At 43.5% G+C, this 13,875-nt stretch carries 9 protein-coding genes; 4 read left to right on the plus strand and 5 right to left on the minus strand.

Annotation, left to right across the window (positions count from 1 at the left end):
- The first annotated feature begins 1 nt into the window (after position 1).
- Positions 2-1,906, plus strand: coding sequence for an SdrD B-like domain-containing protein (locus AACX33_RS13440; RefSeq protein WP_194002037.1), 1,905 nt, complete (start codon positions 2-4; stop codon positions 1,904-1,906).
- A gap of 425 nt (positions 1,907-2,331) precedes the next feature.
- Complete coding sequence (locus AACX33_RS13445; protein WP_194002039.1) at positions 2,332-4,713, plus strand: phosphoketolase family protein; 2,382 nt, start codon at positions 2,332-2,334, stop codon at positions 4,711-4,713.
- Positions 4,714-4,823: 110 nt separating this feature from the next.
- On the opposite strand, the gene AACX33_RS13450 is transcribed toward AACX33_RS13445, so the two are convergent.
- The 5 genes from AACX33_RS13450 to AACX33_RS13470 form a co-directional block, all read right to left on the minus strand.
- Positions 4,824-6,029 carry a glutathione S-transferase family protein gene (locus AACX33_RS13450; protein ID WP_194002041.1) on the minus strand — a complete coding sequence of 402 codons (1,206 nt, stop codon included), beginning with the start codon at positions 6,027-6,029 and terminating at the stop codon, positions 4,824-4,826.
- A gap of 57 nt (positions 6,030-6,086) precedes the next feature.
- Entirely contained in the window at positions 6,087-6,611 is a 525-nt protein-coding gene (locus AACX33_RS13455) for a DUF937 domain-containing protein (protein WP_194002043.1), read from the minus strand.
- A 112-nt stretch (positions 6,612-6,723) separates the two neighbouring features.
- Positions 6,724-8,328: a murein biosynthesis integral membrane protein MurJ gene (gene murJ / locus AACX33_RS13460; RefSeq protein WP_194002045.1), complete on the minus strand. Its 1,605-nt coding sequence runs from the start codon at positions 8,326-8,328 to the stop codon at positions 6,724-6,726.
- A gap of 170 nt (positions 8,329-8,498) precedes the next feature.
- Positions 8,499-9,005, minus strand: coding sequence for a pentapeptide repeat-containing protein (locus tag AACX33_RS13465; protein WP_194002047.1), 507 nt, complete (start codon positions 9,003-9,005; stop codon positions 8,499-8,501).
- A 118-nt stretch (positions 9,006-9,123) separates the two neighbouring features.
- Entirely contained in the window at positions 9,124-10,632 is a 1,509-nt protein-coding gene (locus tag AACX33_RS13470; protein WP_194002049.1) for an LCP family glycopolymer transferase, read from the minus strand.
- Between the two features lie 116 nt (positions 10,633-10,748).
- Between AACX33_RS13470 and AACX33_RS13475 the strand changes: the two genes are divergently transcribed.
- Positions 10,749-11,813 carry a mannose-1-phosphate guanylyltransferase gene (locus AACX33_RS13475; RefSeq protein ID WP_194002051.1) on the plus strand — a complete coding sequence of 355 codons (1,065 nt, stop codon included), beginning with the start codon at positions 10,749-10,751 and terminating at the stop codon, positions 11,811-11,813.
- A gap of 190 nt (positions 11,814-12,003) precedes the next feature.
- Entirely contained in the window at positions 12,004-13,650 is a 1,647-nt protein-coding gene (locus AACX33_RS13480; protein WP_194002053.1) for an ABC1 kinase family protein, read from the plus strand.
- Positions 13,651-13,875: the final 225 nt, after the last annotated feature.

Below are 13,875 nucleotides of genomic sequence, written 5' to 3' on the forward strand. Positions count from 1 at the left end.
AATGAACAAAAACCACAACAAACCAAACATCAAAACTCCCACCCTCTGCGCCACTGCGACTGTGCGTGAAATTTCTTTAGGAATAGCAAGTGCGATCGCACTCTTCACAGCCAGTCCAGTCGCCGCCCAAGTAGGTGTAACTAGCCTAACTGCCACCTACGAAACAAGACCAGCAAGTAGTTATAGCACTCAAGTAGGAGTTCCATGTGATGCTGGTAATTACCCCACAGGTTGTAACAGCAATATTGATTTAGAATTTGGTGTGGGCGCAACCAATGATTTAAGGCTTTCAGCTTTTCAAATTGGAGCTAACAACTACTCTTTAATACTAGTAGCTGACAAACTACAATTTCGCCGCGTAGATAACGCCTTCACTACTGGAGAAAGACAACTCATTTTCTTTGAGTCAAACAATAACACTCAAATGCGCTCGTCTTATACCAATACAATGGAAGAGGCTTTGCTGGGTACTATCATTAACAAAGGTGTTGATAATGGCTTTTCCAATGATAATTCAGTTGCTAGCAATAACATTGAACGCATTGATTATATTGTTTCCGAAGGTATATCCATACCCGTCGCATCAGCCGCAGACATCGGTTTTCTAATTTTAGAACGCGGTGGTAATGACCCCTTCAAGATAGCGCCAATCACAGCCCTAGATGCCAGTGGTAATCCCAGCGCATTTGGACAATTAAAAAATATTCCTGCAAGTACCTGGGGTAACTCTGGATTTAACATTAACAGTGCAGTCATGCGCCGAGAGGAAGGTGAACCACAATTCAGACCTTCACACTTAGTTGGTTCACAACCCATAGCTAGTATTTATGTTTCTATAGACGCTCTCACAGACTTTGATGGTCAAATAATCTATGGTTATGCCATTTTTCCCAATGATATTACTAGTAGTAATAATCTAGTTAATCTCACGGATTTTCCTACTGATACCCTTGGTGCTTCAGGAGAAGGGGGGCTAGACTTAATGACCGGAGGAGCTATATTTATGCTTGATACTCTGTCTACTGTCTCCGGTACTCTTTACCAAGATGAAAATGAAGATGATATTTTGAATAATGGTGAGCCGAATTTACCTGCGGACGTTACTTTACAATTAATAGATGCTACTAATAACGTTGTCGCCACTGCCAATACAAAGGCTAATGGTGAATACGTTTTTCTTGGTGTTGGTAATGGCAACTACACAATTCGAGTTGATACTAATGATCCAAATATTCCCAATGGACAGATATTAGGTACAGCCAATAATTTACCTATTAATGTTGCTGGTAATAACATAACTGAGCAAAATTTTGGGTTTAATCAACCTCTGGCTAATAACCCCAATATTATTTTAGTTAAACGGATTACGGCAGTTAATTCTACCCAATACACAGATTTAATTGACGGGGTTGATGATATCAACTCTCCAAATTATGTACCGGCTCCCTACGATGCAGATGATAATCAGCCTAATTGGCCTGCTAATTACTTACAAGGTCGGTTAAATGGTGGTAATATTGTTCCAGGAGATGAGTTAGAATATACCATCTATTTTCTGTCTACAGGTGATACTACTGCCTTAAATGTATTGATGTGCGATCGCCTTCCCCAAAATACCACTTTTATTCCCACCGCTTTTAATAGCATTGATCCAGGCACAGACAAAGGTATTCTTCTCAGTTATGATAGTAATTTAGTCGCTCTTACTGGTATTCAGGATATTGATAATGGTCAATATTTTCCCGTAGGAATAGAACCCACAGATGTCTACCCTAATATTAACTGTGGCGGTTCTAACACCAATGGGGCTATAGTTGTGAATTTAGGCAATGTGCCTAATAGTACAAGTTCAGGTGATCCCACTAATTCTTATGGGTTTATCCGGTTTCGGGTAAGAGTAAATTGAGTATAGTACAACTTCATAGGGGCGTGAACCTAAGAACTGTTTTTTGAGAGTGCAAACCCAGGAATCAGAGGCGCGATGCTATCAAACATCGACTAAACTCAAATATGCGCCTGAAAACAACCTTGTAGGAATCGCTATATTAATCCATGACCTGATATTTTTTGCCAAAAGATATTAAATGAAACTTAAAATGAAGATGAAAACTTGTTTAATGGGATAGTAAATTTGTTAGCCTTTCATGGAAACATCATAGGCATTACTCAATTACTTATTTTCAATTGAGTCACAGTAATTATGCATAATTATGCCTAATATTTCCGCAACACCTGGAACAATTAGTCATAAGTCAGATGGACTGCTGACCACAAACCACTAAACTGGCATACTGACGACCTGATCAAAATAATTTTGGAATAGAGGCTAATATGACTTTAACAAGTACTCCACAAACAAAGCCTTTAGCAGATGAAGAACTGCATAAAATCAATGCTTACTGGCGTGCGGCTAACTATCTTTCAGTTGGGCAAATATATCTCTTCGACAATCCCCTACTGAGAGAACCGTTAAGACCGGAACACATTAAACCCCGACTTCTGGGACATTGGGGAACCACACCAGGGCTGAACTTTATCTATGTTCACCTCAACCGAGTAATTAAAAAGTATGACCTCAATGCAATTTACATTGCAGGCCCTGGTCATGGCGGCCCTGGATTAGTAGCTAATACTTACCTAGAAGGTACTTACAGCGAATATTATCCCAATATTTCCCAGGATGCTGAGGGAATGAAGAAACTCTTCAAACAGTTCTCTTTCCCAGGTGGTATTCCTAGTCACGTTGCACCAGAAACTCCTGGTTCGATTCATGAAGGTGGTGAACTAGGTTATGCTCTGGTTCATGCCTATGGTGCGGCTTTTGATAACCCAGACTTAATTGTGGCGGCTGTTGTGGGTGATGGTGAAGCGGAAACCGGGGCTTTAGCTACAAGTTGGCATTCCAACAAATTTCTCAATCCTGTCCATGATGGTGCAGTGCTGCCGATATTACACCTGAATGGCTATAAAATTGCTAACCCCACCCTATTAGCCAGGTTGAGTTATGAGGAATTGGAAAACCTCTTTTTAGGTTATGGTTACAAACCTTACTTTGTCGAAGGTGTCGAACCCTCAGATGTTCACCAGCAAATGGCGGGAATTTTAGATATTGCGATCGCCGAAATTCAAAGTATCCAAAGAGAAGCCCGTGTACATGGTTTCAGCAAGCGTCCCCAGTGGCCGATGATTATCCTCAGAACCCCCAAAGGTTGGACAGGGCCGAAGGAAGTTAATGGCAAAAAAACTGAAGGTTCCTGGCGATCGCATCAAGTACCATTTGGTAATGTCATCGACCACCCAGAAAACCTGAAATTACTCGAAGACTGGATGAAGAGTTACAAACCAGAAGAACTCTTCGATGCTAACGGTACACTAATTCCCGAACTAGCAGAACTAGCGCCCCTCGGACATCGACGCATGGGCGACAATCCTCACACCAACGGCGGTATGCTGTTGCGTGATCTGAAAATGCCTGATTTTCCAGACTATGCTGTTGATGTTAGCCACCCAGGGACAACTTACGCCGAAGCTACCAAAGTAATGGGACAGCTTCTGCGGGATGTGATGAAACTCAACGAAGAAAGCAGCAACTTTCGCATCTTTGGCCCTGACGAAACAGCCTCAAATCGCATCGGGGCTGTTTTAGAAGTTACAGACCGGACTTGGGTAGCCGACATTCTCCCAGAAGACGAAAATCTTTCCCCCAATGGTCGGGTGATGGAAGTCCTGAGTGAAACCAATTGTCAAGGCTGGTTAGAAGGCTATCTACTTACAGGTCGTCATGGCTTCTTCTCCTGCTATGAGGCGTTTATCCACATCATTGACTCGATGTTCAACCAGCACGCCAAATGGTTAAAAACCACCCGTGATATACCTTGGCGGCGACCCATAGCATCCCTCAACTACCTACTCACTTCACACGTTTGGCGACAAGACCACAACGGTTTCTCTCACCAAGACCCTGGTTTTATCGACCATGTACTCAACAAAAAAGCCGAGATTATCCGCGTCTATCTACCACCCGATGCGAATACTTTGCTATCAGTCACAGACCATTGCTTGAGAAGTCGTCACTATGTAAACGTCATCGTTGCAGGTAAGCAACCATCATTACAATACCTAGATATGGATGCCGCTATCAAGCACTGCACCAAAGGACTGAGTATTTGGGAATGGGCTAGTAACGATAAAGGTAGCGAACCAGATGTAGTCATGGCTTGTGCTGGAGACGTTCCCACCTTAGAAACATTAGCAGCCGTAGATATTCTCCGCCAGCACTTCCCAGAATTAAAGGTGCGGGTAGTAAACGTAGTCAATTTGATGAAACTACAGCCCCAAAGTGAGCATCCCCACGGTTTAAGCAGTAAAGAATTTGATACCATCTTTACCACAGATAAACCGATCATCTTTGCTTTTCATGGTTATCCTTGGCTGATTCATCGCCTAACTTATCGCCAAACCAACCACAAAAACTTACACGTGCGTGGTTATAAAGAAGAAGGAACTACCACTACTCCCTTTGATATGGTTGTACTGAATGATCTTGATCGCTTTCACCTAGTAATGGACGTAATTGACCGCGTACCACAACTAGGTTCTAGAGCTGCTTATGTCAAGCAGATGTTAGAAGATAAGCTGATTGAACACAAGCATTACATTCAGAAATACGGTGATGATATGCCAGATATTCGCGATTGGAAATGGCCGTATTAGTTAATAATTTTTGAATTGCTTATTTAGCTAATCAGCTCCCCGATTTATTGAAGAAGTCGGGGAGCTTTGTGTTTGGGAATCATTTTTTTGGTTGTTTTTAGTGCTGAATCCTACTGGATGACAAAGTTAGACGGGTCTTGATCTCGTCGATGCTGAGTGGGAATAGGGTCTGGCTGCCCATTACCTGCAAGGGCTGCGGTTTTCTCCAGGGATTCCCTCAATCGCTTGGCTGCGTAGATGGACATATCTCGTGGTACATTAATGCGATCGCGCAAATATCGTAGAGCAACATCAGATCCCGATGGAGGTACACAGTCTTCACCAGTCATCATCTGAGTTAAAGCACAACGTAGCGCTTGATCAAACAAATTATCATCTAAGGGGTTGACTCGGATAATATTGATGCGGTGTTTGATAGTTCGTTGAAGAGCTTCCATGCGGGAGTTTTCCGGTTCTGGATAAGAAACATCTGGTAGTCCAAACCAGGGACCGTTATCCACCCGCGCTTTATTGAGAAGCATCTGGGGTTCGCCGTTTTCCCAACAGCCCCCCATCTGGGGCGGTAAATCATGTGCGTGGGTGTGAAAATCGCTCTGAGTACCGCAGTAAGTAGGTCGGCTTTCCATTGCCGCAAACCATGCGCTTAAGCGAGGGTTTTCCTCTCGCAGGGAGTAGCCTTTGTAGTAGTAAAGGCTCGCATTCATCCGTTCCAGATATGGCGTAAAAATCACATCAACAATACCGAAGCTATCCAGAAAGTAAGGGCTTGAGGTGCTACCCAAAGCCTCCTCGACCTTAGCCACCACTGTGATAAATTGTTCTCGGTGGCGTTGTTCTTGTTGAGAGGAAGCAGCTTTAGAACACAGCCACATACACCAAGCTCTAAATAAAAGTCGTTCTAATTGACGTAGAGTCAGCACGCTGCGGTCTTCCATCCCTTGGTTCAATGGAGCAAAAACTTTTTCCAAAGCGATCAAAATATCATCGCTTTCCTTAATAATCCGTCCATCTAGCTCAATCGCCGGGAGCATTCCTGATGGAACCTTACGTTTGTACCAACTTTCTTTTTCCCCATAGCAGAACATTGTCACTTTTTCAATACGGTAGGGGATCTGTTTTTCCTCTAGCCATAACCAAACTTTTTGACAGTAAGGACACCAGGCGTGGTTATCACGGTACAGCGTTACCCGCACATCGGATTCGGGCTGACCAAACAAGCGTAACCTGGCTCTAGCGTTGGTGATACCATTAACAGTATCTATTTGATAGTCCGTGAGGGTTTCTAGTTCTTGCCAGCTTAAGGGTGCGGTAGTCATAGGGGGAGTTGAGTAGGGCAATACTTAGGACTTTTCTTGACTCTACAATTTTCCCGACTACTTGCCAACATATTTACTAAATAATTGAATAGCGTCGGCAACATTGACATCTCCATCCCCATTGGCATCCAAGAAAGAATTCAAGACAGAATTTCCACTAGTTTGAGGATTTTGGGTATTAGCACCAGATTGCAATAAATTTAATACTAGAGGCACAATCACAGGTAACAATTGCACAATTGTACCAGCATCTAATCCTGTATGTTGGGAAGCTATCTGTGCTACCTGCTGTTGGATTTGCGGAGGAAACAGGGAACTGACGGCTTGAGGGTTAGAAGAAGTCCCAGCATATTGATTAACCAATGCTTGGGTTGCTTCATTACCTTCTGAGGCTTGTTTCTGTTGTAAAGCAGAACGTACATGGTTACCAACTACACCAATAACCGATTGTATCGTTGAAGGATTTGTACCAGTGGTATTACTCAGCTGATTAACAGTGTTAATAATACTGCCGAGTTGACCTAAACTAGCTTGTTGATTGGGATTGCTCACAGCACCGATAATTTGATCAAACAGACCCATAATCATCTTTCTCCTAATGTTCTGATTCGTTGACTGTAGAACAGCTGTTGCTATTATGAAACAATTAACTCCGCAAAACCAGACACTTAAGGATGAAAAATTTGGTAAACAATTATCTCTTTAAAAATCGCTGACGCATCCGCACCACAAAGGTATTAACCTCTGGTATTTTCAGGAATGACACAATAATTGCAAACACCAAAATCCCCACTAAGCCTGATACACACAACTGCAACAGTTGAATGATTAACCCCTGCGTACCTAACAACTGCTGCAAACCGACCAAAGTTCCAAAACTGGCTAACCCAGCGACCACACTACCCCCAGTCAAGCCCAAAATTGGCAAACTCCACTCACGCCAAGGTAAACCATTGAGTTTGCGGTCAAGTAACCATAACAGCATTAATATCGAACTGCAATTTACGCCTACTGTTGCTAACACAATACCAGTCGCGCCAAAGGGTTTCACCAAAATCGCATCTAGGAAAATGTTAAGGAAAATGTTAAAAATACTAATGCGAAAGGGTGTCTGTCCATCGCCCAGGGCGTAAAACACCCGTACTAAAACATCACGCCCCAAATAAACAAACATCCCAATTCCGTAAGCAATCAGCAGGGATGAAACCAACTGTGTAGCCTCTTGTTTAAAAGCACCTCGTTCATATACTATCTGCACAATTGGCACAGATAACACGATCATCAGCGCCCCTAAAGGTAGCATAGTCACGGCGGTGAGCAATATTCCTTGGCGAATGCGTAATTTCAGGTCTGGCCAATGTTCTGGTTCAGCCAATTTTGCAAACATTGGTAACAGAGGTAGCAGAATAATATTAGAAATTATCCCTAAAGGAGTCTGCACAAGGAGATTGGCATAATTAAAGCCAGCCGCCGCACCGGGGATCGGACTAGCAAAATATAGGTCAGTGGCGACATTAATGGGCATCATTCCAGAGGAAATTGTCGCCGGTGTCATGATTCTAATGACTTCTTGCACCCCAGGGGATTTAAAATCAAACCGCAGGCGTAATGTACCCAGTCCTAAGCGCCACTGCACAATTAGCTGTGCTAACCACTGGAGAATTGCCCCGGCTAGGGTTCCCCAAGCTAAGACCATACCACCGATGAGGGCGTATTTTGGCTGAATAATATCTTTACCTAGTTGCCCTGTTAAGATGGCAATCCCAGCAATTACAGTAATACTGGATAATAAGGGACTAATTGAAAGTAACCAATATTGATTGGCGGCGTTGAGTGTACCGAAACCAATGCCAATTAAACCTGCAAATAAAGCCATTGGGGCCATGATGCGGATTTGTTGAATAGCGATCGCTCTTGTAGTCGGTTCTAAGCCATAACCGACAATATCAATAATCGTATCAGCAAAGAAAATCTGAGCAAACGTCACAAGCAACAGTAATCCACCCACCAGAGTTGTGACTGTTTCTACCAGTGGCGCGCCTTCTTCCCGTTTGCGCTTGGCTAAAACACTGACCACTGCACTGTGTAATGGTCCATTCACACCACCTAGTAGAATTAATAAAAAACCCGGAATAATGTAAGCGTAACTATAAGCAGTAGCCGCAGCACCAACACCAAAAGCAGCTGCGATCGCTTGTTGTCGCACTAAACCAAATACTTTACTAATTAATGTAGCCGCCGCTACAATGCCAGCAATTCCCGCAAAAGAACGAGAAGGTTTCGGATCTTCTTGTGTCACTAAGTTTTTAATTCGTAATTCGTAATTCTTAATTCGTAATTCGTTGGTGTTTCACTTCCCAGCTAAGATTATGGAAATGAAGCGCCTTGGTGCAAAGAGCGCGAAGAAAGATGGTGTTACTAGCCCAAAGTCTTCCCCCCTGCTCCCTGCTCCCTGCTCCCCTGCTTCTTCTACCGACATCCCAAACTATCCCGTGTCGCCACCCCGGTAACTGGATTTACGCCATCAGCGCGATCGCACATCAACGCCACTTGATAACGGTCTATCAAAGCATCAGTAAAATCCGCACCAGTAATGTCCGCATCAAAAAACCGACTCCGGGTCATAGTCGCTTCCGTAAAAATAGCATTTTTTAAATTTGCCCCATCCATCGTCACACTATCCACTAAAGCGCCTTCAAGATTGGCATTTTCCAAATTAGCATTGAGTAAAACACCCTTAGTCAGAATCGCATTTTTTAAATTTGCGCCTTGAAAATTTGCCCCCCGCATTTCCGCCGCCACAAAAGTTACCCCAGCTAAATCTGTGTTAGAAAAATCACGATTTTGGAGACTAGCATTGCTGTAATTGATGGTGTTGATTTGAGCAAAAGCCGGTTGAGGATTGATCATCACCCATAACCAAGCCAAAACCAAAATCACAAACAAACTTAATAATCGCAGTAAAAACTTTTTCATAACTTTATCAACTTGATTGATGATCATTAGCCAATAGTCTCATAGACTATCACCGCTACGCGGAAACCAAAATCAAATAATCACCAATGACTAATGACTAATGACCAATGACCAATGACTATTTCCAATCTTTACCAATACGAATTGTCAGATCAGATCCTAAATCCCCAGTTGCCAACACATCAATTTTACCCAAGCCTATGACTTCATGTAGTTCAACTCCTGTTTGTCGATTGCCTTTCTGGACGAGAATCTGAGTTTCCCTTTGGGTATCAGGCCAATCCGACATCGCATAAACATTTGTAAAACCTTTTTGTTTGAGATAGCGAATAACTTTTTCTGTGAGTTGAGGTTGATTGGAAGCATTTTGAATAGCAATTGTGCGTTGATGAACTGGACGTAAATCAGACTTTAGACCAGGTACATCTACCCCAACATAATTATTCAATAGTAACTGTTGTCCATTCAAATTCAGCCAATAACTATTGGGATCTTGACTGAATCGGCTGAAATTACCAGGCAAAATAGTCATTTGTAAATTATCCCGTTCCAAGTTGACAGAATAATTGACTAAAGCCATCATTTCTTCTATTTTGAGATTTGTGTCAAAATATTTCCGCATCAGGCGGGTTAATTGCGGTAATCTGGGTAAGACAGTCGGACTATTAAGACGTTGAAGTAACGCTGTCATTAGGGCTTGCTGTCGTTGTACCCGTGGTAGATCCCCTAGTCCTGGCTCACGGAACCGGGCAAACATTTGAGCCTTTTCACCGTCGAGGGTTTGCCAACCAGTAGCTAAATTCATAGATAACTGACTGCTGGTGTTTTGATATTCCATTTCTTGGGGTACAAAAACATCAACCCCACCCAATTGATCAACTAACTGCCTTAAACCACTAGTAGATATGCGGATATAGCGATGAATAGGGGCATTGTTTAAAGTCCGGCTAACTACCCGTGCTGCCAAAACCGGCCCGCCTTGAGCATTGGCATCAGATACCTTAGTCAATCCCTTTTCGGGGATAGCAATCATCGTATCCCTGGGAATTGAGAGTACCCGCATAGTGCGATCGCTGGGGTTAAGCCTGACCAGTAACATGGTATCGCTGGTGCCAGCAAAACTTTCCGGTGAGCCATCAACAGCACCTTGAATGGGATCAACTCCCATAATCAAAATATTCATTGGCCGTGATAGTTTATACTGGGAAATATTGCCCCATAATTCCCCAGGTAATGGCACTTTCTGGTCATCTTTGCCAGAAAATCCCAATTCTTCATCTGTTCGATCAAGATTGCTCCACAGTGGAGTCCACAGCGCCAATGTCGATACCAGCAGACCGGATAGAACTATCCCCACGACTACTGTCAATGTCCACAGTAGCCATCGAGGCATGGTCAATCCTAATCTGTCGTAAAGCTCATTGGGAATTGCACCCACAGACTCCACAACACTACGGGAAATGTTTCCTGGCTCATGAGGGACTATCTCCAGATTTGAGGCTGATGGCTGTTCAATTCCTAGCTCATTTTCTGCCCATTGTACTTGTTGAGGTCTTTCCTCTAGCTCTAATTCTGGTACTTGTTGAGACGGCACCTGATTTTCTGACCATTGAAATTGTTTAATCACAAATTATCTCCCCACTCAACCACTCCCTAAAGGTATGTTAATCGCAGCCACAAATCTGTCCAGGGCAAAAGCTCACTGTACACTGATAGTGATCTGAGCTAAGTCTGTATGACAACATGAGTAATCTACTGTTCCCTGTAATTCTTGCCGGTGGCAAAGGTGAGCGTTTTTGGCCCCTGAGTCGCAAAGACCGACCCAAACAATTTTTAAGTCTTGATGGTAGCTCTAGAAGTCTATTACAAGCAACTGCCGATAGACTAATTACAGTTACAAGCGGTTGGAATAACCTCTGGGTCATTACTTCTAGTCAGGTAGCCGCAGGTGTGAGACAACAACTACCTGAACTGCCAGATCAAAATTTATTAATTGAGTCACAAGGGCGAGACACTGCCGCAGCCGTGGCCTGGGCAAGTTTGGAAATTAAGCAGCGTTACGGAGAAGACGCGATCATTGGCTTTTTTCCCTCTGACCACTGGATAGATGACCAAGAAGCGTTTAAACGCACCTTAGATGCTGCTACCCAGTTAGCGGCAAGCACAGAGGCGATTGTCACTTTGGGGATCAAGCCTACTTTCCCATCAACCGGTTACGGCTACATCGAACAAGGCGAAAAGATTGGTAGATTTAATGATTTGCCAGCCTATCACGTCAACCGCTTTACTGAAAAGCCCAACCGAGAAACAGCCGAAACTTTTTTATCTACGGGGCGTTTTAGCTGGAATAGTGGAATGTTCGTGTTTCGGGCTGGGGTGGTTCTCAAGGAACTATATACCCATGCGCCAGAAATAATCGAACCATTAGAACAACAAGGCCCTGATATATATCCTGAGTTGCTTAAACAGAGTATAGACTATGCACTCATGGAAAAGACAAATTTAGCATACGTCTTGCCAGTTGAATTTGGTTGGGATGATTTGGGAGACTGGAATGCACTGGAGCGCTTACTGAAAAAACCAGAGAATCCTAATGTAGAACTTGCTACCCATGTGGGCTTAGATACGCAGGGAGCTATTGTTTATGCTACTAATTCCGAAGATGTGATTGTTACAATTGGTTTAGAGGACGTGGTGATTGTGCGCGATCGCAACGTCACTCTTGTGGTCAACAAAAACCGCACTCAAGAAATTAAGCAGATTCTCAAAACCCTCGCAAATGATCCCCGATTCACTGAACTGTTGTAGTTGTTAAGCTTTAAGAGTTAAAACCCTCAGCAGAGGTTTAACATTTGTTGCCTCTATTATAACTGAAATGTCTGTTTGAAGAACTAGGGACTAGGGACTAGGAGCTAGAGACCAAAAGATACAGCATATTCTTCTCCATTCCCTAATCTCCCCATCTCTCTCATTTCCCTGATCTCCCCATCTCCCTACAATGTTCCTCACCCAAACCGTTCCCCGTCAAAGAGAAATCATCGAAGTAGTCCTCCGCAATGGCTGGGACTATATGCGAAGGCTGCTGACTGGTGGTAAAGCTGATCAACCCCAGCTACCCACACCTGCGGTGCTAAAAAATATCCTGGTAGACTTGGGGCCAGTTTATGTCAAACTTGGTCAGCTACTTTCTACCCGTCCAGACTTACTGAACGCCGCCTACATTGAGGAACTTTCCACTCTCCAAGACGAAGTACCCCCAGTTCCCTGGTCAGAAGTAGAAGTATTCATCCGCAAGCACCTCAAACGCCCCCTAGAAGAAACCTTCAGTACAATTAATCCTGTCCCCGTAGCGGCGGGATCAATCGCCCAGACTCATCGCGCCACATTGGTAGATGGTCGAGAAGTAGCTTTGAAAGTGCAACGTCCGGGAATTGCTCTCACCGTTGCTCAAGATATCGCTCTCATTCAAGGTATTGCTGATTTAGTAGCCCGTACAGATTTTGGGCAAACCTACGACATCAAATCCGTCGCTCAAGAATTTACGAAAGCTTTAGAAGACGAGTTAGATTTTACCCTAGAAGCTGGTTTTACCGATGAGCTGCGACGGAATTTATCGCGTAGTCGCTGGTTTGATCCCACACAACTGGTAGTTGCAGAAATTTTCTGGGACATAACCACCGAAAAATTATTGGTCATGGAATGGCTGGATGGAGTCCCGTTGCTCTCAGCGAATTTGGTCAGCATTGAAAACGGTAAAAACGCTGATACACAAAGGCAAGAAATTACTACTTTGCTATTTCGAGCTTTTTTCCAGCAACTATATATTGATGGTTTCTTTCATGCTGATCCCCATCCTGGGAATTTATTTTATCTCGCAGATGGTCGCATTGCGCTTTTAGACTGTGGAATGGTGGGCAGGCTTGATCCCCGCACCCAGCAGATATTAACAGAAATGCTCTTAGCCATCATTGATTTAGATGCAGGTCGCTGCGCTCAATTAACTTTGCAGTTAGCAGATTCTTCTCAGCCAGTGATTTTGTCACGGTTAGAAAATGATTACGACCGGATGTTGCGGAAGTATCATAATGTCAGCTTGACTGAAATGAATTTTAGTCAGGTAATTTATGAAATTTTGCAAGTCGCCCGTAACAATAAAATTCGCTTACCCAGCAATATGGGCTTATATGCCAAAACCCTGGCTAACTTAGAAGGTGTAGCCCGGACATTCAACCCAGAAGTAAATTTATTTGATGAAATCAAGCCATTAATTACAGACTTGTTTCGGCGGCAATTATTGGGCGATAATCCAGTGCGATCGCTTTTAAGAACTGCCCTAGACATTAAGAGTTTATCATTACAATCTCCCCGGCAAATTGAACTGTTATTAGATCGAGTTACCTCGGAAACCCTACAGTGGAATCTCTCCCTGAATGGTTTAGATGGTATGCGGCGCACTCTGGATGATGCGGCTAACAGATTATCTTTTAGCATTTTGGTAGGTTCTCTGATTATGGGAGCCGCGATTATTTCCACCAAAGCCCAAACAACTCAACTTTCTTTTTTAAGTAGTGTCCTCTTTGCTGCTGCCAGTTTATTAGGTTTGTGGCTAGTTTTTAGTATTCTGCGGTCTGGGCGGTTAAAGTAATACCAATTTAAGATAAAGATGCATAAATAGAATTTAACCAGACATCCAGTTCCCCTCCTCGCTTGCCTACGGTGTACACACAAGTCCTACCTGTCTGCTTTTGAGCTTGTTCTGCCCCCTAAATCCCCCAAACTTGGGGGACTTTGAAAATTCTTGTTCCCCCAGAATTGGGGGTTAGGGGGCGATTCGATCACTTGTGTGTACACGGTAGCCTCGCTTGCGGGG

The organism is Nodularia sp. LEGE 04288 (assembly GCF_963896525.1).
Lineage (GTDB): Bacteria > Cyanobacteriota > Cyanobacteriia > Cyanobacteriales > Nostocaceae > Nodularia.

Bases quoted from the DNA above. Each gene is read 5' to 3' on its own strand.
- AACX33_RS13440 (WP_194002037.1), top strand. From the start codon at position 2: ATGAACAAAAACCACAACAAACCAAACATCAAAACTCCCACCCTCTGC.
- AACX33_RS13445 (WP_194002039.1), top strand. From the start codon at position 2,332: ATGACTTTAACAAGTACTCCACAAACAAAGCCTTTAGCAGATGAAGAA.
- AACX33_RS13450 (WP_194002041.1), bottom strand. From the start codon at position 6,029: ATGACTACCGCACCCTTAAGCTGGCAAGAACTAGAAACCCTCACGGAC.
- AACX33_RS13455 (WP_194002043.1), bottom strand. From the start codon at position 6,611: ATGGGTCTGTTTGATCAAATTATCGGTGCTGTGAGCAATCCCAATCAA.
- AACX33_RS13465 (WP_194002047.1), bottom strand. From the start codon at position 9,005: ATGAAAAAGTTTTTACTGCGATTATTAAGTTTGTTTGTGATTTTGGTT.
- AACX33_RS13475 (WP_194002051.1), top strand. From the start codon at position 10,749: ATGAGTAATCTACTGTTCCCTGTAATTCTTGCCGGTGGCAAAGGTGAG.
- AACX33_RS13480 (WP_194002053.1), top strand. From the start codon at position 12,004: ATGTTCCTCACCCAAACCGTTCCCCGTCAAAGAGAAATCATCGAAGTA.